This window comes from Metabacillus lacus (assembly GCF_009674805.1).
Lineage (GTDB): Bacteria > Bacillota > Bacilli > Bacillales > Bacillaceae > Metabacillus_C > Metabacillus_C lacus.
In genome coordinates this window covers 1-20,885 of the sequence record NZ_WKKI01000029.1, presented here as the reverse complement: position 1 = coordinate 20,885, position 20,885 = coordinate 1, and the positions used below count along the sequence as shown (strand labels likewise).

General features: G+C 42.7%; 18 protein-coding genes. 8 read left to right on the top strand and 10 right to left on the bottom strand.

Annotated features, from left to right (window positions below):
* Positions 1–9: 9 nt before the first annotated feature.
* Positions 10–492 (bottom strand): divergent PAP2 family protein, encoded by a 483-nt coding sequence (locus tag GJU40_RS13835; protein WP_154308625.1) that lies wholly within the window; start codon positions 490–492, stop codon positions 10–12.
* A gap of 269 nt (positions 493–761) precedes the next feature.
* On the opposite strand from GJU40_RS13835, the gene GJU40_RS13830 reads away from it, so the two are divergent.
* Positions 762–2,270: a leucyl aminopeptidase gene (locus GJU40_RS13830; RefSeq protein WP_154308623.1), complete on the top strand. Its 1,509-nt coding sequence runs from the start codon at positions 762–764 to the stop codon at positions 2,268–2,270.
* 107 nt (positions 2,271–2,377) lie between these two features.
* Here GJU40_RS13830 and GJU40_RS13825 read toward each other — a convergent pair whose 3' ends face one another.
* The 4 genes from GJU40_RS13825 to GJU40_RS13805 all read right to left on the bottom strand — a co-directional run bounded on the left by GJU40_RS13825 (position 2,378) and on the right by GJU40_RS13805 (position 7,540).
* Complete coding sequence (locus GJU40_RS13825) at positions 2,378–3,355, bottom strand: aldo/keto reductase (protein ID WP_154308621.1); 978 nt, start codon at positions 3,353–3,355, stop codon at positions 2,378–2,380.
* Between the two features lie 1,366 nt (positions 3,356–4,721).
* Positions 4,722–6,017, bottom strand: a complete 1,296-nt coding sequence (locus tag GJU40_RS13815; protein WP_154308682.1) for a TRAP transporter large permease — start codon at positions 6,015–6,017, stop codon at positions 4,722–4,724.
* Between the two features lie 30 nt (positions 6,018–6,047).
* Positions 6,048–6,545 carry a TRAP transporter small permease subunit gene (locus GJU40_RS13810; RefSeq protein WP_154308617.1) on the bottom strand — a complete coding sequence of 166 codons (498 nt, stop codon included), beginning with the start codon at positions 6,543–6,545 and terminating at the stop codon, positions 6,048–6,050.
* Positions 6,542–7,540, bottom strand: coding sequence for a TRAP transporter substrate-binding protein (locus GJU40_RS13805; RefSeq protein ID WP_154308615.1), 999 nt, complete (start codon positions 7,538–7,540; stop codon positions 6,542–6,544). The genes GJU40_RS13810 and GJU40_RS13805 overlap by 4 nt, the downstream gene beginning before the upstream one ends.
* Positions 7,541–7,786: 246 nt before the next feature.
* Here GJU40_RS13805 and GJU40_RS13800 point away from each other — a divergent pair, with 246 nt between their 5' ends.
* On the top strand, positions 7,787–9,118 hold the full coding sequence (locus GJU40_RS13800) for a Na+/H+ antiporter family protein (protein ID WP_154308613.1): 1,332 nt from the start codon (positions 7,787–7,789) through the stop codon (positions 9,116–9,118).
* 44 nt (positions 9,119–9,162) lie between these two features.
* Here the strand turns inward: GJU40_RS13800 and GJU40_RS13795 are convergent, their stop codons facing one another.
* Positions 9,163–9,306 (bottom strand): hypothetical protein, encoded by a 144-nt coding sequence (locus GJU40_RS13795; RefSeq protein ID WP_154308611.1) that lies wholly within the window; start codon positions 9,304–9,306, stop codon positions 9,163–9,165.
* Positions 9,307–9,454: 148 nt separating this feature from the next.
* Positions 9,455–10,042, bottom strand: coding sequence for a biotin transporter BioY (locus tag GJU40_RS13790; protein ID WP_154308609.1), 588 nt, complete (start codon positions 10,040–10,042; stop codon positions 9,455–9,457).
* Positions 10,043–10,162: 120 nt separating this feature from the next.
* Here GJU40_RS13790 and GJU40_RS13785 point away from each other — a divergent pair, with 120 nt between their 5' ends.
* Positions 10,163–10,759: a sulfite oxidase-like oxidoreductase gene (locus GJU40_RS13785; protein ID WP_154308607.1), complete on the top strand. Its 597-nt coding sequence runs from the start codon at positions 10,163–10,165 to the stop codon at positions 10,757–10,759.
* 534 nt (positions 10,760–11,293) lie between these two features.
* Here the strand turns inward: GJU40_RS13785 and GJU40_RS13780 are convergent.
* From GJU40_RS13780 to adeR, 3 genes are all read right to left on the bottom strand, one after another.
* A complete protein-coding gene (locus tag GJU40_RS13780) occupies positions 11,294–12,220 on the bottom strand; it encodes a DMT family transporter (protein ID WP_154308605.1) in 927 nt (308 codons plus the stop codon).
* Between the two features lie 630 nt (positions 12,221–12,850).
* Entirely contained in the window at positions 12,851–13,984 is a 1,134-nt protein-coding gene (gene ald, locus GJU40_RS13775; protein ID WP_154308602.1) for an alanine dehydrogenase, read from the bottom strand.
* Positions 13,985–14,161: 177 nt separating this feature from the next.
* Positions 14,162–15,391 (bottom strand): sporulation transcriptional activator AdeR, encoded by a 1,230-nt coding sequence (adeR, locus tag GJU40_RS13770; RefSeq protein WP_154308600.1) that lies wholly within the window; start codon positions 15,389–15,391, stop codon positions 14,162–14,164.
* Between the two features lie 190 nt (positions 15,392–15,581).
* Here adeR and GJU40_RS13765 point away from each other — a divergent pair, with 190 nt between their 5' ends.
* From GJU40_RS13765 to GJU40_RS13745, 5 genes are all read left to right on the top strand, one after another.
* The gene (locus GJU40_RS13765; protein WP_154308598.1) at positions 15,582–16,988 is read left to right on the top strand and encodes an alanine/glycine:cation symporter family protein; all 1,407 of its coding nucleotides are present in this window, start codon (positions 15,582–15,584) and stop codon (positions 16,986–16,988) included.
* Positions 16,989–17,111: 123 nt separating this feature from the next.
* Complete coding sequence (locus tag GJU40_RS13760; protein ID WP_154308596.1) at positions 17,112–17,864, top strand: (S)-benzoin forming benzil reductase; 753 nt, start codon at positions 17,112–17,114, stop codon at positions 17,862–17,864.
* Between the two features lie 784 nt (positions 17,865–18,648).
* Entirely contained in the window at positions 18,649–19,182 is a 534-nt protein-coding gene (locus tag GJU40_RS13755; protein ID WP_246188368.1) for an HD domain-containing protein, read from the top strand.
* Between the two features lie 138 nt (positions 19,183–19,320).
* Positions 19,321–20,193 (top strand): GNAT family N-acetyltransferase, encoded by an 873-nt coding sequence (locus GJU40_RS13750; protein ID WP_154308592.1) that lies wholly within the window; start codon positions 19,321–19,323, stop codon positions 20,191–20,193.
* A gap of 69 nt (positions 20,194–20,262) precedes the next feature.
* Positions 20,263–20,487, top strand: coding sequence for a YuzF family protein (locus GJU40_RS13745; RefSeq protein ID WP_154308590.1), 225 nt, complete (start codon positions 20,263–20,265; stop codon positions 20,485–20,487).
* Positions 20,488–20,885: the final 398 nt, after the last annotated feature.

Genomic DNA, 20,885 nt, shown 5'->3' with positions numbered 1-20,885 from the left:
CACGTTCACCTACCTCATAAACAGATAGTAAAGAAAGAGTGTAAGAAAGATGCCTGTGAGTCCTCCGAAGAACACTTCAATCGGTTTATGGCCAAGAAGTTCCTTCAGTTTTTTCTGCTTTTCCTGTTCCTGTGTTTGAGGCCAGTGCTTAGCTTCTTCCATAAATCTTGTAAAATCAATCACAAGCTTGTTCAGCACTGTTGCCTGCTCTCCTGCATGCCGTCTGACACCTGTGGCATCAAACATGGTTATAATCGCAAATACAGCTGAGATCGCGAAAATAGAAGAGTGGAGGCCATTCTCGAGGGCAATTGCGGTTGCCAGTGCTGTTACGGCAGCGGAGTGGGAGCTCGGCATTCCGCCGGTGCTTGTCACGAGTGTCCAGTCCAGCTTTTTTGTTGCCACAAACTGAATGGGCACCTTAATGAACTGTGCGAAAAATATCGCAAATAATGATGCAATCAGCGGAAAGTTTAAAAATATTTCGACCATGGAACTACATTCCTTTCTATGGATCCCTGAATTTTTCATATTCCTCTATTCGCAGGCCCAAAAGTATAAAATAACCAGTGGATTTGCTACAATATAAAGGATGGATCTTTTATATCAGGGGCTGGCAGGCCCCGAAGTTTAACGGATGTTTCAACATTATAACATAACTTGTGTTCTGTTATTTTGCCTGATGTCTGACATCGAAGAAACAGCCTTCTTTTTTTATTCCTTGATGAAGTAAAATTTAAACACTAAATGGAGGTAGCGCATTGTTTAAAATTGAACAATACTTAAATTGGAAAGATGAAACGATTGTTTTAGGAATGTTTCAAAAAAATCAGCAGCTCAAAGGAATTGCAGCAGAGCTTGATGAGAAGCTTGACGGGCAGATATCTGCTTCTCTCAAGGAAGGAGACGTCTCTTCCAAACACAAAGACATAACGAAAATCCTTACATTGGGCAGGCTTGAAACAAAGCGCGTCTACATCGTAGGGCTGGGCAGAGAAAACGAATACAGCTTTGAGGGAGCCAGAGAAGCGTTTGGTATGCTGTTTAAAACACTGCATAAAAGCAAACTAAGAAACCTTACCATTGCGCTTGATACCTTTACATCAGAGAACGTGGATGAAAAGGAGGCAGCACATGCCCTTGGTGAAGCCCTGCCTCTGTCAACTTATCAAATTCAGGACTATAAGCAAAAATCAAATGAGCCTTCTGTTGAAATTGACACAGTTACTGTATTTTCTTCAAGTGAATCAGCAGAAATTCATGCTAGCCTTGAAGTAGGCTATACATATGGCAAAGCAACCAATTCAGCCAGAACGCTCGTAAACATGCCTGGAAATATACTAACTGCTTCCGAACTTGCAACATACTCAATTGATCTAGCTAAAAAATATGACTTTCAATATGAGATATTAGAGAAAGAAGAAATGGAGAAGCTTGGAATGGGGGCTTTTCTAGCCGTCAATCAGGGCTCTGCTGAACCACCTAAGATGATTGTTCTGAAGTATCAGGGCCTTGAAACATGGGAGAATGCCATCGGACTTGTCGGCAAGGGCATTACCTTTGACACTGGCGGATATTCAATCAAGCCGAAGGATGGCATTGTCGGCATGAAAACTGATATGGGCGGAGCTGCAGCTGTATTAGGTGCAATGGAAATTATCGGAGAGCTTAAGCCTGAAAAAAATGTCATTGCGGTTATTCCTGCAACAGATAATATGATTTCCGGAAATGCATTCAAGCCTGATGATGTGATTGTTTCTTTAAATGGAAAAACAATAGAGGTTCTAAATACTGATGCAGAAGGAAGGCTGGCATTAGCTGATGCGGTTACCTATGCCAAGCAGCACGGAGCGGAATATCTGATCGATGTTGCTACACTAACCGGCGGTGTCATCATTGCTCTTGGATCTGAGATGACCGGTGCCATGACAAACAGCCCAGAATTGTTTGAGATCGTGAAAAGCGCCGGCGAAGAGTGCGGAGAACCAATCTGGCAGCTTCCAATTACAGAAAAAGATAAACAAAAAGTAAGAAACAGCAAAATGGCAGATCTCAATAATTCACCGGGAAGAGAGGGTCATGCCATCATGGCTGGCGCATTTATTGGTGAGTTTGCAGAGAACACGCCATGGGTTCACTTAGACATTGCCGGTACGGCAACCACGTCTAAAGCGGCAGAACTGGGACCATCAGGTGCCACAGGGGTTATGGTCCGCACACTGGCTTCGTTTGTGGAAGTTTTTCAGCCAGAAAAGCTTTCAGAAAAATAAATGATATAGATAGGTATTACTAGCAATGACAAAAAATCCGGAGAAAAGGCAGAAGCAGTACCTGCAGCTTTCCTCCGGATTTTCTTATGATCATATGAATATGTGAGTCAATCTATTGGCAGCGGTGCGTTAGCCGCTACCAGTTTCTGATCCCTCAGGTTACTCCAAAATGCAGCTGGAATTTCTTCTCTGAAGGCAGCTATATTCTTCCTTACATGCTCAGCCCTGGTGGTACCCGGTATTACAAACTCAACAGCCGGATGAGCAAAGGAGAATTGAAGTGCCGCAGCTGTCATGCTGACTCCATGCTGATTGGCAAGCGCCTGAATTCTTTCCTTTTTCTTCGCAATGTCATCTGGAATCTCCCCATATTCGTAATGATCTCCTCCAGCTAAAACACCGGAACCATACGGAGCTCCCACCACAATTTTCACTTGTTGTCGGAGGGATTCAGGCATCATCTTTTGAAGAGCCTGTTCATGATCCAGAAGAGTATACCGGTTAGCCTGCAGACAAAGATCCGGTTTCAGATCTTCCAGTTCAATCGCAAGCTCAATCGGTTCTGTGCGATTGACCCCAAGCCCCCAGGACTGAATCACACCCTCCTCACGAAGCCTGGTCAGCACGCGGAAGGCTCCTTTTTTGGCTATGTCAAATTGAGACTTCCACTCATCCCCAAGAAAATCGGGAGACACATCATGCACATAAACAAAGTCCAGGGAGTCTGTATTCAATCGTTCAAGGCTTTGTTCAATAGAGCGGAGCGTTGTATCTTCACTATAATCCGTAGTGATCTTATTTTTCCTCCCAAACTCGAACATCCCGCTTTTTTCCTCTAGTTCATCTTCAATCACCCTGCCAACCTTTGTGCCAATCAGAAAGTCACTTCTATTGTATTGAGACAGAACCTTGCCAAGGCGGATCTCTGCCAGGCCTGCTCCATAAAACGGAGCTGTATCAAAATAACGGATTCCCTGATCCCAGGCTGTTTGAATGGTTTCAAGCGCTTCTTCCTCAGGAACCTCTCTGAACATGTTTCCAAGCGGAGCGGTACCGAGACCAAGTTTTTGTATGCTAATGCTCATTTGGTTACCTCCAGTTTCTTTGGTTATTTCTCAATAGGTGTACCTTTGTTCATTACCTTGTCCCCGGCGGCTCTAAACGTATAGATGAGATTTCAGGCTGAGGGCAGGAGAGGGCATAGGGGGCTGTTGCGGTTACGCTGTCTGCAAGCTGAACATTTGGTATGGGTCATGAAGCATCAAGGATTTTGCTGCAAATATGATAATGCAAAGAGCCAAAACAAAGAGCCAAAACAAAGAGCCAAAACAAAGAGCCAAAACCAAGAGCCAAAACCAAGAGCCAAAACCAAGAGCCAAAACCTCCTTTATTGAGATAATGGCTCTTTGCTGTTACTGTCGTTTTCATTTCTGATAGTTTTTGTCTATTATCTGGCATGATCGTATAACAAAGTGGGGGGGTTTGTTATACTATCTTCGCATTTTCACGAGATACTATAACAAAGAGAGGGGTTTTGTTCTACTATCTTCGCATTTTCGCAAGATACTATAACAAAGAGGGCAGTTTTGTTCTACTATCCTTGAGATACTATAACAAAGTGAGGGGTTTTGTTCTACTATCTTCGCATTTTCGTAAGATACTATAACAAAGAGAGCTGTTTTGTTCTACTATCCTTGAGATACTATAACAAAGTGAGGGGTTTTGTTCTACTATCCTTGAGATACTATAACAAAGTGAGGGGTTTTGTTCTACTATCTTCGCATTTTCGCGAGATACTATAACAAAGAGGGCAGTTTTGTTCTACTATCCTTGAGATACTATAACAAAGTGAGGGGGTTTGTTTAAAAAAGTAGATACAAGTCCTTATCAGGACATTTTATGCAGATTTTGAAAGATGGAGGTCATAAGCCAATCATCTCAAAAAGGCAAAGAGCGCCTTTTAGAGATGCTCGTCTTATGCTTGTCAGAGCCCGACAGGAGGTCGGACAGTCATGCGTTGCCACAGGACGTGGCGCTCTTAGCATGACTTCCTTTACTACGCCTTCCGCTTTTCTATTTGTCCAGCTCCGCCGGCTAGGCCTTCGAGGTCATAAGCCAATCATCTCAAAAAGGCAAAGAGCGCCTTTTAGAGATGCTCGTCTTATGCTTGTCAGGCCTGAGCAAGCCGGCTCTGCTTTTCGTTTTGTCCAGCTCCAGGCGCCAGCCCTTCGAGGTCATAAGCTGTCTTGGCCAAAAGGTCAAAGAGCGACCTTCCGTCCAAGCCATCTTATGCTTGTCAGGGCTTAACGGGCGCCTTCCGCTTTTCTATTTGTCCAGCTCCAGGCGCCAGCGGCTCGAGGTCATAAGCCAAACCGGCCTGAAGGTTAAAGAACAACCTTCATACCGGCTCGTCTTATGCTTGTCGCCGCTGAACGGGCGCCTTCCGCATTTCTATAAACCGAACAGCCCCGGCAGCCACAGGCTTAGCTGCGGGATATACGTGATGAGCAGCAGCACAATGAAGATGGCTCCGTAAAAAGGGAGAAGCGGCTTAATGACTTTTTCGACTTCAAGCTTTGCAATGCTGCAGCCTACAAAGAGGGAGCTTCCCACCGGAGGCGTGATGTTCCCGATACAGAGGTTAAATACCAGCATGATGCCAAAATGTACAGGGTCCATGCCAAAGCTTACTGCAATCGGAAGAAAGATTGGTGTGAAGATGAGAACAGCAGGTGTGATATCCATAAAGGTTCCAATAATCAGGATAATCACATTCATCAGCAAAAGAATGATAATCGGGTTATCTGATAAGTTCACCATGCCATTTGTAATTGCTTCCGGAATGCCCGTAAAAGCCATGACTGTTGACAGGATTGCAGAAGCACCGACAAGAAACATAATAATAGCGGTAATTTCAATGGTTTCCATTAGAATCTTAGGAACGCTGCTAAGCGGAAGTTTTCTATAAAGAAGTGCCAGCAAAGCTGAATATGCTACTGCAATGGCAGCTCCTTCGGTTGCCGTAAAAATACCTGCAACAATTCCTCCAATTACTATGAAAATCAGCAAAAGGCTTGGAATGGCTTCCAGCGTTACCTGCAATGCTTGTTTAGCAGTCACTCTGTCCGATACCGGGTAGCCTTTTTTTACTGCCAAAAATGAAGCAACCGCAATAACAGCAAGACCCCACAGCAGTCCTGGAAGATAGCCTGCAATAAATAAGGCAGCGATTGATGTCCCTCCGCTGGCTAGGGAATAGATAATCAGCAGTCCGCTGGGTGGAATTAACAATCCTGTTGGAGCGGATGCGATATTCACGGCAGCCGAGTATCTAGGATCATAGCCCTCTTTTTTCTGCAGGGGATGCATGATCCCTCCAATGGCAGCAGCAGATGCAACAGAAGAACCGGAAATGGAGCCAAACAGCATGTTACCGACCACGTTGGTGCTGTCAAGTGATCCCGGCACCCTGCCTGTCAGCATTTTGGCAAAATTGATCAGCCGGATGGCGATGCCTCCATTGTTCATAATAATGCCCGAAAGCACAAAGAAAGGGACAGCCAGAAGTGTAAAGCTGTCTATCCCTGTCACCAGCTTCTGCGCCGCTGTAAAGACAGCAACATCAAACGGAAACAGGGCAAGCATTGTAATAATAGAAGAGACCGCTATGCTTACGGCGATGGGAACGCCAATAAGAAGTAATATGAAAAAACTCACTAATAAAATCAGCCCTGCAGTTAATGCCATAATGTCAACGCCTTTCGTTTTAAGTTGCATTTAGATTGCTTGTTTAAAATCCTGCTTACGGCTTTCCTGCCTGTTAAATTGCAGCAAGTCCAGCACACTGTATCCGATAATGAGCACACCGGCAACCGGAAGCACACCGTAAATGAAGGCAAGGGGAATGCCCAGAGCTGCTGAAGTTTGCGCAGTTGTCAGTATAACAGCGTTAAGTCCTCCGTAGATCAGCACGAGGCCCGCAAATCCAATTAGAAGAAACTCCACAAATATAGAAGCCCCTTTATGAAGGCCTTCCGGAAGTTTGTTAACAAAAAAAGAAATTGCCAAATGCTTTTTCTCTCCAAAAGCATAAGCTCCTCCAAGAATTGATACCCAAATGAGCAGGTACCTCAGCAGCTCCTCGGATACTGTGCTTGGAGAATTAAGAACATATCTTGAAAAAACCTGCCACAGGGCGGTGACAACCATGACCAATAGCATTGTGCAAGTGATTGCTCCGATACTCCTGTTCAACATTCTCTTTGCATTTATCACGAACCATCAGCCTCCTCTCTGATTTTTCTATAAAATTCTCCTGTTTCCGGGTTGTTTTCAAACTGTTTATGAAGCGGCATAACCGCCTCTTTAAAAGGTTCTTTTTCCGGATACGAAAAATTCACACCCATCTTTTTTGCTTCTTCGATAGCACTTTCTGTCTCCTGTGCCCACAACTTTTTATGCAGCTGTGTTGATTCTTCGGCTGCTTCTTTTACCGCATCCTGTTCTTCAGGTGCGAGTCTTCCCCATTTAGTGGAGGAGATAATCAAGATATCGGGAACAATGCTGTGCTCTGTATACGAGTATTCCTTAGCTACTTCTCCGTGCTTTCCGCTTGTCAGAGCTGTTTCATTGTTTTCTGTGCCATCTATCACGCCTTGCTGAAGGCTGGTGTAGACTTCACCATAATCCATAGGGGTTGGAGCGCCGCCCATTAACTCAATCATGCGAATGGCTGTACCGCTTGGCTGCACCCTTATTTTCAGCCCTCTCATATCTTCCGGTGTCATGACGGGGGTCTGCCTTGTGTACACATTTCTGACACCTGAATCGTAATAAGTCAGTCCAATAAAACCGATCTCATCTGTTAAGCCGTAAATTTCTTCAGCAACACTGCTTTCCATTGACTGATAATAATGTTCTTTATCATCGAATAAATATGGAAGGTTGAATAGAGAGTACGTTCCTTCAAAGTTTTCCAGAGCACCGGCGCTGACTTTTGCAATATCTACAGCTCCTGTCTGGGTCAATTCAATAATCTCCCTTTCAGTTCCCAGCTGGCCGTTGGGATAAATAACTACCTTTACGTTTCCCCCGGTTTTTTCTTCAACAAGTGTTGAAAACTCAGTTAAGGATTTATGTATCGGGTGTTCGCTGTTTTGATTATGTGCAAGTCTCAGCAGAGTTTGTCCGCTGTTTGCTGCCTGCAGCTGACTGCATGACACTAGAAAGGCGAGCAGAGAACAGATCAGAATAATCTTAAAACGTTTCATATGTTCCTCCTTTGAAAGAAAATAGTATAATATGACAAATTTCGTGCTCTTCTCTATACCCAGGCAAGCTATTTAGCAAACTCGTTTTTACAAGTGTTTCCTTTCAGCTTATTGTTCGTTCCCTTTAGTTCGCTACCATATGAAAATATTGATTGACAGAGAATGAAAGCTATGATAATTTATGTTTATTGAATTTATCACTCTAATACATTAGCAGAGTAAAGTAACTTGATGGAGGTTCTTGCAATGAATGCAGTTATTATAGCAGTATTGGTTATGCTGATACTAAGCTTATTGAGAGTAAATGTTGTGTTTGCTCTTGTAACAGGTGCTCTTGCCGGAGGTTTGGCAGGAGGACTGGATTTAAAAACTACAATTGAAACCTTTACAGGAGGTCTTGGCGGAAATGCAACAGTAGCATTGAGCTATGCTTTACTTGGAGGGTTTGCGGTTGCGCTCTCTAAAACAGGCTTGCCTGATGCACTAGTGGAAGGTGCAATAAAGCTGGTTGGAAGAGAAGGGGACAGCAGGAGAAAATCATTATCAAAAGTACTTATCTTACTTATTATTCTAGCAATTTCAATTTTCTCTCAAAACTTGGTTCCTGTTCACATTGCCTTTATTCCGGTTTTAATACCGCCGCTGTTGAAGGTTTTAAATGAATTGAAAATAGACAGAAGATTAATAGCTACCATCATCACTTTCGGCCTCACAGCTCCCTATATATTGCTTCCGGTCGGATTTGGTGCCATATTTCATGAAATTCTTCAGACCAATATGGAAAACAGCGGTTTAACAATCAGGCTGAGTGACATTCCTGCTGCCATGCTGATTCCTGTAGGCGGAATGCTTCTCGGACTACTGACAGCCGCTTTGTTCACTTACAGAAAACCGCGTAATTATATTTCTGCAGAGGTAGAAGTTGAGAAGAAAGCTGTCTATACAAAACGCAGCATTACAACAGCTGTTTTGGCAATTGCTGTTTCTTTGGCAGTGCAGCTGACTTTGTCACAGGTTCTTGATGTGGAAGGTATGATTTTCGGTGCATTAGCAGGAATTATAGTCCTGTATGCCAGCGGCTCTATGAAATGGAATGAAGCAGATGCTCTCCTGACAAGCGGAATGCGGATGATGGCTTTCATTGGATTTGTCATGCTGGCCGCTTCAGGCTTTGCCACTGTTTTAAAGGCTACCGGCCATGTTGAAACACTGGTAGAGGCTTCGGCGAACTATATTGGAGGTAATCAGTCTCTTGGCGCCCTGCTGATGCTGATTGTCGGTTTGCTTATTACAATGGGAATTGGTTCCTCGTTTTCTACGATACCAATTATCGCAACCATTTTTGTGCCATTATGTATTCAGCTGGGCTTCAGCCCAATGGCCACCATTGCAATCGTAGGAACCGCTGCTGCACTTGGCGATGCAGGCTCTCCTGCTTCAGACAGTACGCTCGGTCCAACTTCAGGTTTGAATGCAGATGGAAATCACAATCATATTTGGGATACATGTGTTCCGACCTTCCTGCACTATAATATCCCGCTTATTTTGTTTGGCTGGCTTGCTGCTGTGCTCTTTTAAAGTAAATACTTAAGGCCATATTTCGATGAAATATGGCCTTTGTGCTATTGATTAAGCTGATACAGAAGTTCATGATCATCAAGCTGATAAACAAATTCAGAATCCTCAGGTTCCAACCGTCTCATCAAAATACTTTCGAAATCCTCGCGCTGCTTTTCTGACAGATAATATCTTTTTAAGCCTGACATCTCTTTTGCCCCTCTCACAATATATTTATCTTTCTATTATATTCCGTTTCTCTCGCCCTTTATTCAGGACTGAGAAAAAATAAATGGGGCAGGCTCCACTATTTTTATAAAGAAAAAACCTGCGGAACATTCCGCAGGCTGAAATAAATTATGCAGCTGATCTTCTTCCTAAGCGTGCTCCACGATGAACTGACTTGTAAATGCGCGGTGCAATCACTGCTCCCAAAACTGTGAATGCTGCGTCTTTCACAATAAACCAGCTCATAATTCCCCAGGCACCCAAGTAAGTCATTTCCACTTCCATCCAGAAATTTAAAGCGGCATACATATACGTTGTGCCAATAACATAAATCAGAACAATTCCTGCAAAAGATGCTGTGTAGAAGGAAGGTAAGCCGGGATTCTGACTTCTTTCGACTATTCTTCCTGCCACATATGCTGCTACAATATAGGAAAGAATAAAACCGCCTGTACTTCCAATAATGACTCCGGGTCCACCGCTAAAGCCTGCAAAAACGGGTGCGCCTGCTATTCCAATCAAAGCGTATACAATCATGGAGAGCGCTCCAAGCCTGCTTCCAATTAACAGGCCTGCAAGAATGCAGAAAAATGGCTGCATAGAGAGAGGTACACCGGCGACCTGGAGAAAAGGCGCAACAGAAGTAATGTTAGCTCCAATTGCCATTAATGCAGCGAACATACCAACAAGTGAAATATCATACGTTTTAAGCTTCATAAAGATCCCCCTTTGTTTAGTAAAATAAGTAAAATTTCTATGTATCTGATAAAAGAATAATTCACTCAATCATTTATGTCAACTTTATTTATAAAAAGGTTAACAAAGGAGTGCTGCTATATGTATTTTGGAAAAACAAAACAAAAAGACGAATCTGGGAGGGTGCCGCCTAACCAGAACGTGACAACATCATTTCCGGTTCTTCATGCAGGGAATATTCCTTACTACCAAAATCTTCAGCAATGGAATCTTCAGGTATACGGATTGGTGGAACATCCCATGCTTCTTACTTTTCAAGAATTGCTGGAATTTCCTCAGGCTGAGACTACAAATGATATTCATTGTGTAACAGGATGGTCACGGCTGGATAATATTTGGACGGGCGTAAGGGCAAAAGATATAGCAGAAAAAGCAGGAGTGAAAGAAAAAGCGGGTTTCGTGATTCTTCATGCAGAGGAAGGCTGGACAAGCAATTTGGCGATGGAGGACTTTTTAAGGGAAACCACAATTCTTGCTCATTCATTTAATCATGAGCCGCTGACTCCTGAGCACGGCTATCCTTTAAGAGCTGTCATTCCTCATTTGTATTTTTGGAAAAGTGCCAAGTGGCTGAGGGGCATACAGTTCTTAGAGCGAAATCATCCAGGGTTTTGGGAAAGAAACGGTTATCATATGAACGGTGATCCATGGAAAGAAGAACGGCTCAGCTGGGATTAACCGATCGGTTGTTTCGGGGCTGGAAAAATAAGCGGAGGCTTTCCGGCTAAATCCAAAATGAAGCTCTTTTTGGTGATTATAAGGGTAGCTATTCCGGTTAAGTTGAAAAAACCCTTATAAATCAAGCCATTTAAAGCCGTTAACCGAAATGTCTCCGTCTATATTGGCCTTTTTTTATGCAATCTAGCGCTTAAGCGGAAATGCTCCGTCTATTTTTTCCGCGCACCGTTCACAGATCTGGATAAGCGGAGGTTTTCCGGCTAAATCCAAAATGAAGCTCTTTTTGGTGAATATAAGGGTAGATATTCCGGTTGAGTTGAAAAAACCCTTATATATCGAACCATTTAAAGCTGTTAACCGGAATGTCTCCGTCTATATTGGCCTTTTTTTATGCAATCTGGCGCTTAAGCGGAAATGCTCCGTCTATTTTTTCAGCGCACCGTTCACAGCTCTGAATAAGCGGAGGTTTTCCGGCTAAACTGCATACTTCTATTCCCAGCCGGTAAAAGTTGCCCTTCATTCCAGCTACATATCCTAATCTTCTTTTGGCATTCTGCGATTACCTGCCATGTTTGTGCCCGCTACCCCTGCTAAAATAATCACTGTTCCAACTAGGTGGTGCCAGCGGATATCTTCATTCAACAGCACCGCTCCGGCAAAAATGGCAATAACCGTGGACAGGTTTGAAAAAACACTCATTTGGTAGGCCTGCAGTTTGGACAATGCATAGTTTGATAGAAAAGAAGTCAAAAGGGTTGATAATATTCCTAGGTAAAGAATGGCAGCAAGAAAGGTAGGGGATTTCCAGATTGAGAAAAACTCACCAAGGCTCCCAGACGCCATATGTGTTCCAATGGAATAGACGTTGAAAAACACAAATCCAAATCCCACCATAATAAAACTGAGCTGAAGGGGGCTGTAGGAAATTGATAAATAACGTGCTAAAACAGAGTAGCCAGCAATTGATAAACAAGAAATGAAGAGCAGTAACAAGCCGAGGCTGCTGCTTCCAATCCCATTGCCGCTAGCGAAAAAAATAAAGAGAACTCCTGATACGGAGAGGATGATAAAGAAGAATTGAAACAGATTCGTCCGCTCTTTCAGGACAAATGCAGCAAGTATTGTAATTAAGATGGGGGCAAAAGCCATCAGAATGCCACCTTCAGCTGAGGTTGCATATAGCAGGCCAAATGCTTGAAAACTAAAAAACATACCTGGGTAAAAGCAGGCAAGCAGAAGGAGATACAGCATATTCTTTTTATCAGTTTGTTGAAACTGAAACAACTTTCTTCTGAAAAAGAACAGAATAACTATGACCAGGAAAGCTGCGGTAAAGCGGTAGGAAAGGGTATCCGCAGGGGAATGATGCTCTAGAGCAATCTTCGTGAAGAAAAAAGATAATCCTACAATTACTGCGTTCAATACTGCTGCTGTGTATGCAAGGCTCTTTGCATGTCTCATGTTCTCAGTCCCCTTTGAATTCTATACGTACACTTTACCACAAGTGCACATGATAATCCCTATTCCGATTGTTCAGCTGGTAGCAGGAGTTTCGCTGGTTGTATCTAGGATTGAGTCGTTTAACAATACTTCTGTTTATAGGTGGTTTTCTTTCTGTGTGATAGGGAGGAGCGATCCAGCAGTCTGCAGCACTATTGAGAATTTGACCGGCTGAAGGCACAATGAGTATCATTCGTTATCTATAACTGGACAGGCAATACCAGAGTGTCAAAAACAAAATTAAAAAAGGTTTTGTCCCTTTATCATTTTGATGAAGGACATTTCCGTAGCTATTCCACAGAGTTATGTCCTTCATTGGCCTTATGAAGGACATTTCTGTAGCTATTCCACAGAGTTATGTCCTTCATCGCTCTTATGAAGGACATTTCACCTGCTTTTCCACTGGTTTTTGTCCTTCATCAGCATTATGAAGGACATTTCCGTAGCTTTTCCGACATTTCTGCAGCTATTCCACTCGGTTTAAACCGTTGAGCAGCGCAGCACCCACATCCATGTTCCGAGATTCCTTCAGTTACATTCAAAATCAAAAAAGCTGCCGAATTTCGGCAGCTCTTGCAGCTAAAACGATATTTAGTTTACAGAAAACTCTCTTTCGAACACAACTTCAACCGGTACAAATCCATGGCCAAGGTCTCTTGCTACTGCTTCGTACGTGATTTCGCCTTTTGCTACATTCACGCCAGCTTTGAGAGAAGGGTTGTCGTGGATTGCACGTACGACGCCTTTGTTGGCAATTTGAAGTGCGTATGGCACCGTTACATTTGTTAATGCCATTGTCGATGTTCTAGGAACAGCGCCTGGCATATTTGCAACAGCATAGTGAAGTACACCGTATTTTTCATAGGTTGGATTGTCATGAGTTGTGATATGGTCAACCGTTTCAACAATTCCGCCCTGATCAATTGCCACGTCAACAATCACAGATCCAGGGTTCATTGCTTTTACCATTTCTTCCGTTACAAGCGTAGGTGCCTTTGCTCCAGGAATTAGAACTGCGCAGATTAACAGATCAGCTTCTTTTACTGCAGCAGCAATGTTAATTGGATTAGACATCAGCGTTTTAATGGAATTGCCGAAAATGTCATCCAGCTGGCGCAGACGCTCTGCGCTTAAATCAATGATGGTGACATCTGCTCCAAGTCCGATTGCCATCTTCGCAGCGTTTGTTCCTACCACACCGCCGCCGATGATTGTTACTTTGCCGCGGTTCACTCCAGGTACGCCTGCAAGCAGGATACCTTTTCCACCTTTTGGCTTTTCAAGGAACTGTGCTCCAATTTGAGCAGCCATTCTTCCTGCAACCTCGCTCATTGGTGTGAGAAGAGGCAGTGTGCGGCCTTCTGTTACTGTTTCATATGCAATGGATGTTACACCTTTATCTTTCAATGCCTGAGCCAGAGAAGGCTCTGCAGCAAGGTGAAGATAAGTAAATAAAATTAATCCTTCGCGGAAATAATCATATTCAGATGGAAGAGGTTCTTTGACCTTCATTACCATTTCGGCATCTGCCCAAACTTTTGCAGCATCTTCAATGATTTCAGCGCCGGCTTCTTGATAGGCTTCGTTAGTGAAACCGCTTCCAATTCCTGCATTCTTTTCAATTAATACACGATGGCCCATTCCTATAAATTGGGCAGCTCCTCCTGGTGTGAGGGCAACACGGTTTTCATTATTCTTTATTTCTCCAGGTACTCCGATAATCATGTGATACACTTCCTCCTTTTGGCTAAGCAAGTAGATAGCTCTTTACTAAACTTCCCGCTTTTAAGTGCCTCTATATAAAAACATGTCAATTTAGTGAATACATAATTAGTATAGTATCTTTTGACAAAGTTTTCATTGTTGAAAAAGGAAAATAAAAATCAATGCCTTTGTGAAATTTCACAAAGGCATTTTTTGGAGTTTCAAATCGAGGTACACGCTCATTTTATGGTTTGGATTCTTTAAATTCAGTTCACCGATTTGACTGATTCTTTTCATTCTGTAGCTGAGTGTATTCACATGAACATTGAGTGATTTTGCTGCATCGTTCATATTGCTGTCGCTGTCGAGAAATACTTCCAGTGTTTCGACCAGGTCTGTTTTGTGTAAATGGTCATATTCCTTTAGTTTTTTTAACGAATAGTTTTCGTAAGGAAATTGCTTTCTTTTTTCCTGAAGCAATTCCAGATACTGATAAATGCCAAGCTCAGAGAAGTGGGAGAGTGCAGCCGTTTCGGTTGGAAATCTCCGCTTAATTGAGATTACATTTTGTGCCTCTTTGTAGCTTGAATCAATTTTGGCCAATTCTTCATGTATCGCACCAATGCTGGGAATGCAGCGCATTTTGAACCTTTCCTGAAGCTGATTCATAATCGAAACAGTAAACTGTTTAAAATCATTGAGGGGCTGGTCGGTTTTTGGCGAAACAAGAATCACCAGTTCATCGTAGTCAGCGGTAGATAAATATACATGAACTTGCTGTGTTGTTTGAAGAAGATAATTCAGCTGTTTCTCTGTTACAGCTGATATTTCAGTAGGGAACTTAAAAAGAACAATCGAAAAAACAGGAGGGGGAGTCATATTCATCTGAAGAAACCCATCGGTAATTTCATCTTCATCATTCATATGGCCGGTGAGCAGCTTCCAAAAAAATTCCTGGTTTCTTTCCTCTTTTTTCGTCTTCCTTATCTGCAGATTGAGCAGCTTATTTTTCACCGCCTGAGCAGCTTTTTTTAGCAGCTCCAAATCACTGTCAGACAGTTTTTTTTCAATTTCGAGCGCCCAAATAAAGCCCAGCACCTCATCGTTTTTCCATATAGAGATAGCGACCCTGTTTCCCAAGCCCACTTCATCAATATTTTTCACTCTTACAGGGGCACTCGTTTTCAGCAGTGCAGGAATCGTCCCGTCTTTCCATAAACTGTTGATCACTTTCTCGGGCACGCGCCTTCCGATAATAGTAGATATCCGTGCCTGATCGGTACACTCATCATGAGTGCTGTAAGCAAGCAGCCTGTGGTTAACGTCTTCAATTGTTATCGGACATTGAAGAACGTCACTTATTGAGTCTGCCACCTCCTCCAGCCGGTCAAATTGGTGGCGGAAAGGGTCATGAGAGAGATTTGACATTGCTGCTCCCTCCTTATAATGTTTTTTGACAATAAGTTATGATATAGCTATTATGTAATAAGTTATTGTTGAAATCAACAAGAACAAGCCATGATAATTGTGGAAAAGAACAATTGAAATTTTATATCTTAAAATTTATTATACTTATATAGGTGAAAGCGCTAACAATTATTTGGGGAGTGTGGGAGAGATGATGAATATACTTGAGAAGATAAATGGCGTTCTCTGGGGCACTCCAAGCTTGATTCTTCTGTTTGGAACAGGATTATTTTTAACGTTTGCTTTAAGAGGCTTGCAGTTTAGAAGATTGCTGTATGCTTTTAAGCTTGGGTTTTCCCGGGAACAGCAGGCTTCCTCTGCAAATGCAGAAGGAGATGTCAGCAATTTCAAGGCTTTGATGACAGCGCTTGCTGCTACAATTGGAAATGGAAATATAGCAGGTGTGGCTACGGCGGTCACGCTTGGAGGGCCAGGTGCAATTTTTTGGATGTGGATTGTCGGCCTCCTGGGAATGGCAACAAAATACTCAGAAGCACTGCTTGCCATGAAATACAGGGTAAAAAACAACTCAGGTGAATACTCAAGCGGGCCAATGTATTATGTCGAAAGAGGATTGGGGAAAAAATGGAAGTTCCTTGCGGTCGCGTTTGCCTTTTTCGGTGCCTTTGCCGCTCTCGGAATCGGAAACAGTGTTCAGTCCAACACAATTGCCAATGTTGTTGAAGACAGTTTTGGCGTTGCAAGCATCGTAACAGGGATTGTGCTTGCTTTGCTGACAAGCTTGATTATTTTTGGAGGAATACAAAGAATCAGTACTGTTGCGAGCTTTTTTGTACCTATGATGGCTGTCCTTTATATGGGCGGCGCTTCCATTATTCTTATTGTCAACTATGACCAGATTCTTCCGGCTTTTCAGTTGATTTTTCATTATGCGTTTAATCCGATTGCTGCTACCAGCGGCTTTTTGGGAGTCGCAGTTTCAGAGGCAATTCGAAGCGGCGTGTCGAGGGGGATTTTTTCCAACGAAGCAGGTCTGGGCACGGCAGCTTTGATAGCAGGAAATGCCAAAGCAGAACATCCAGTTAAGCAGGCTCTAGTAGCCATGACAGGTACATTTATTGTGACGATTATTGTGTGTACCATGACTGGGCTGGTGCTGATTATAACAGGTTTCTGGGATCCGACCGGAGGTGCATTATCCGGCGTTGCCCATAATGCAAATCTGGACGGCGGCGCTCTTACCTCCGCGGCTTTCTCATCTACGCTGGGGATTGTCGGAGAATATATCGTTGCCTTTTCAGTTATCTTTTTCGGTTTTTCCACTATTGTAGGCTGGTATGTTTATGGGGAAAAATGCTTTGAGTATCTTGCAGGCTATAAAGCTATTGCCGGCTACCGTTTGGTTTATATTTTTGCATGCGGTGCAGGTGCGGTGGCAAATCTCTCAGTTGTTTGGGCTTTTGCAGATATGGCAAATGCATTGATGATGATTCCTAACTTGATTGCGCTGATTCTTCTTTGGAAAGTGATTGTTAGTGAAACCAATGATTATTTTGAAAATCACTATAAACTCAGTGAGCTTAAAAAAGCAGGCTGATGTTTCTTGTTGAAAGTGCGGATACTTCGTCGCACTTTTTTTTTGCTTTCAGGAAAATATTCCTGTTAGGATGAAAGAACAGTGATTTTTTTACTGATAATCATCATTCAGGAGGCAGAATATATGGATGTATATATCGTTACCGGAGCTTCACGCGGACTTGGAGAGAGTCTGGCAAAACAAGTTCTGAAGAAGGGTGCAGCTGTTGTCTGCATTGCAAGGAATGTAAATCAGCAGCTTCAAAGCTTTGCCGAAGAAGCAGAAGGAACTTTATATGTTGTAAGAAGTGATTTATCTGTGCCCGAAGAAGCTGATCAAGCAATGGACAAAGCCTTTTCATTTCTTCAATTGAATGATGCTTTTTCCGTCACGCTGATTAATAATGCCGGAATGGTAGAACCGATTTCTCCTGTGGGCAAAACAGATACCGCTTCTTTAAGCAGTCAAGTAAACCTTAATCTACTGGCACCAATGATTCTATCATCAGCGTTTACAAGGCTCTTGGAGAACTTTCAGGGAAAAAAACGAATTGTAAACATTTCTTCAGGAGCTGCATCAAATCCTTATCAGGGTTGGAGTGCTTACTGCAGCACCAAGGCGGGGCTGGACATGTTTACAAAGACTCTTGCGGCAGAACAAAGAGATCACAGTGCTCCGGTTGAGTCTATCTCTTTTTCCCCGGGTGTGATGGATACAGAAATGCAGAAAATCATCAGGGAGACTAATAAGAATGATTTTGCACATGTGGATAGATTCCGGGAACATTATATAAAGGGAGAATTAAGGTCGACTGACTTTGTTGCAGAACTCCTGCTGAATCTGCTGTCGGGTCATGTTGAAAACGGCCGTATATACAGTGTGAAGGAAATGATCTAGATAACTGCTTGATTTTTAGATGACGTAAGTGGTGAGCAAGGGAATTCTAGAAAGATTATTAACAAGGACCCTGCTTCTCTCTAAATAGAGCAAGCGGAGGTCTTTTTAACAGAGGATATTCTTTTATTCTTTAATGATTTCAGTTTTTTTGCGACCGAATGAGATGGAAAAGACTCAAGTTCACCTATATCTGGATCCACCCACACTTTAGTTTATCTCCAACGTTAAGTATGTTGGATATCTCAGAAGAATACCAAGTAAGATCTTGATTATCTTTAGAAACCAGATTTTCCCCATCAAGGATAACTAGTACGTTGTACGTTTTTTTGCTAACATTTTCCGCAAGTAAAAACGCCCATCTTCTACTTTTAACACATAGCCCCTAATAAGTGAATGCTTCATTTATAATCCCAGGCAGCCAAAAGCATGAAAATAAGGGTGAAGGATAATAACTTTAAAGATCCAAATTAACCCCTCCTCAACATTTTAAAGAGCTGGTTTTCAAATTGATACTTTACAGCTGTCTCTTCCTCATCTTACTATCCAATAACAACAACTTTGTTTTCACATCATCAAGGCCGATTTCAGTTTGATACTGCACAATCTTGTCCATTGCGCATAAACTGTACAAATAATTGCAGCAAGTTTAGCAAACAATTTATACAGGTAGAAAAGGAATAGGAAAACTTAATGATTGTTATAAGAGAATATGCCAATTTTGTTGAGAGTTGGTTCATCATATGGTATTTTATTCAGAACTATTTTATTGAGGAGGGAGAATGTATTGTCACGCAGAGTTACGTTAACAGAGGTTTTCACCCATCCTATCGCACAGAAGTACTTAAGGAGATCAGGGGTTGCACATGCAGTAGCCGTAGCTTTTCATGCGTTCAGGCTTGCAGTCAAGCATGGGGTAAATCCTGATTTGGCTGCTAAAGCTGCGCTTCTTCACGATATAGGGCATTATGAGTGGTACACCAATGGAGAATGGGATTATGAAAAGTATAAAACCAATGATATTCATGCAATTAAGGGGGCTGAACGCGCCCATAAACTGCTGATCCGCCTTGGCGAAGAAAGGCGTGCTGCAAAAGAGGTAGCACTCGCTGTCCTTCTTCATACAGACTCTTATTTGCCTGAAGGCTCCTTACAGCAAAAGCCGCTGCAGCAGATTGTAAAACTTGCTGATGAACTTGATGAAGAGCCTGGAGGGAAGCACCATTACAGGGAAATTGACCCTGATGTGGCTTTGAAGAAGATACAGCAGCTTGACGAAATGATTGAAAAACAATTGAATCCCATCCAAAAATCAATGTAGGAATCTCAGGGAAAAGGAGATTCCTTTTTTCATTTTTTCTGAATATATTACTACAAACAGCCCGCTGTAAAATATATCCGCACCATCGGCGGCTCCTGACTTTCAGCCACTCTTTCTGATGGGCAAGGGGGAATAAACATGATACTGAAAAGGCTCTCGGAATGCCGGCTGGATGAGGCAGTCCAGACATGGAACAGAGCATTCGGCGATTTTGCTTCTCAGCAGCTCTTTACCAGCGAAACATTGCTATTAAAGATCAGACAAGAAGGATTGTCTCCTTCAATGTCCGTCATGGCATTCGATCAAAATGCTCCTGCAGGTATCCTGCTTTGCGGAAAGCGTACAGCAAATGGAAAGGTAAGAGGCTGGAACGGAGGAACAGGCGTTGTCCCAGAAGCAAGGGGCAAGAGGATAGGAAGAATGATGCTGGCCAGGTCTATGGAACATTACAGGGAAGAAGGAGTGGAAATAGCTACTTTAGAAGTTTCGGCAGAAAATGAGGCAGCCATCAAGCTGTACGAATCTGCAGGTTACAGGCTCAAAGAGGTATTGGGTATTTTTCATCAAAGAGGCAGACTTCCTTTCCTTGCGCTGCCGTACTCTGCAGCAATTCAACAAATTTCCGTTGAAAGGCTTCTGCTAATACCCTTTTATAACCACGATTCACCCTGGCAGACCCAGCCGGAAAACATCATAAACCCAAGTGCTATTTTACTATCCTCTCAAACAGGGCAAGAGCTTGGGTATGCCCTGTTCAAAAGAATATTCTCATCTGACAGAACATTGCTGGAAATTCAGCTGTATCAATGTAATGTACACCCTGAGGCTCCAATGCCAAAGCTGCTTGCAGCATATTTGCTGGACGCAGTTTTTCAGCCACAATTAAATATTTCCAGAAGTGCTGTAAACGTAGGAAAGTCCAGTATTGATGTGGTGGAACATCTTCATTCCGCGGGCTTTGATTGCTGGCTGCAGCAGCTGGAGCTGATGTGGGAGATTGAAAAACAATAAGTCATTCAGTAGCCTCTTTCTCTGGGCAGCATATAGTGTAACTGTATGAAAGCCGGGGGGAGGGATATCATGCAGCAAAATCAAGGAACGACACAGTATGTCACTGTCATTGATCCTTATGTGTATCAAACGCTTCAAAGTGTGACGGGAAGCATGCTGGTTGTGCAAACAGTGAGAGATACAATTCGAGGAAGGCTTACCGATGTGAAACCAGATCATATCATCATTCAAGTGAATTCAGATTCTACATTTTTCATTAGAATTCAGCAGATTGTTTCCATCATGCCGGATTAACATATTCAGCATTGCAACTGGCACAGCCATGACAATAAGTATACCAGCTGAGCCAGTTTTCCTTTTTATAGAGCTGAGGTAAATAAACAGATTGTCCATCATTAAGCAATAGGGAAAATAAGCGGAGTATTTCCTATTAAGGGGAGAAATAAGCGTTTTTTTTTTGAAAATAAGAGAAGTTTTTCCGGTTATGCTGTTGAAAAGCCCTCCATTATATGCTGTTTAGGGTCAATAGACGGAATACCTCCACTATCATTGCATATGTATCCACAGGCCAAAAGATCAATTTAATTACCCTCTATTAATTGAAATTATAGGGGAATTTTTTATGGACGAATGCAAAAAAATCTCCTAAACTAGAAGCTAAACCCACGTTATCCGTGACTTCTAATAAAGGA

What these genes read in the sequence shown, in the direction of transcription:
- GJU40_RS13835 (WP_154308625.1), bottom strand. Translation starts at nt 492, where the DNA reads ATGGTCGAAATATTTTTAAACTTTCCGCTGATTGCATCATTATTTGCG.
- GJU40_RS13825 (WP_154308621.1), bottom strand. Translation starts at nt 3,355, where the DNA reads ATGAGCATTAGCATACAAAAACTTGGTCTCGGTACCGCTCCGCTTGGA.
- GJU40_RS13815 (WP_154308682.1), bottom strand. Translation starts at nt 6,017, where the DNA reads ATGGCATTAACTGCAGGGCTGATTTTATTAGTGAGTTTTTTCATATTA.
- GJU40_RS13805 (WP_154308615.1), bottom strand. Translation starts at nt 7,540, where the DNA reads ATGAAACGTTTTAAGATTATTCTGATCTGTTCTCTGCTCGCCTTTCTA.
- GJU40_RS13800 (WP_154308613.1), top strand. Translation starts at nt 7,787, where the DNA reads ATGAATGCAGTTATTATAGCAGTATTGGTTATGCTGATACTAAGCTTA.
- GJU40_RS13795 (WP_154308611.1), bottom strand. Translation starts at nt 9,306, where the DNA reads ATGTCAGGCTTAAAAAGATATTATCTGTCAGAAAAGCAGCGCGAGGAT.
- GJU40_RS13790 (WP_154308609.1), bottom strand. Translation starts at nt 10,042, where the DNA reads ATGAAGCTTAAAACGTATGATATTTCACTTGTTGGTATGTTCGCTGCA.
- GJU40_RS13785 (WP_154308607.1), top strand. Translation starts at nt 10,163, where the DNA reads ATGTATTTTGGAAAAACAAAACAAAAAGACGAATCTGGGAGGGTGCCG.
- GJU40_RS13780 (WP_154308605.1), bottom strand. Translation starts at nt 12,220, where the DNA reads ATGAGACATGCAAAGAGCCTTGCATACACAGCAGCAGTATTGAACGCA.
- ald (WP_154308602.1), bottom strand. Translation starts at nt 13,984, where the DNA reads ATGATTATCGGAGTACCTGGAGAAATAAAGAATAATGAAAACCGTGTT.
- adeR (WP_154308600.1), bottom strand. Translation starts at nt 15,391, where the DNA reads ATGTCAAATCTCTCTCATGACCCTTTCCGCCACCAATTTGACCGGCTG.
- GJU40_RS13765 (WP_154308598.1), top strand. Translation starts at nt 15,582, where the DNA reads ATGATGAATATACTTGAGAAGATAAATGGCGTTCTCTGGGGCACTCCA.
- GJU40_RS13760 (WP_154308596.1), top strand. Translation starts at nt 17,112, where the DNA reads ATGGATGTATATATCGTTACCGGAGCTTCACGCGGACTTGGAGAGAGT.
- GJU40_RS13750 (WP_154308592.1), top strand. Translation starts at nt 19,321, where the DNA reads ATGATACTGAAAAGGCTCTCGGAATGCCGGCTGGATGAGGCAGTCCAG.
- GJU40_RS13745 (WP_154308590.1), top strand. Translation starts at nt 20,263, where the DNA reads ATGCAGCAAAATCAAGGAACGACACAGTATGTCACTGTCATTGATCCT.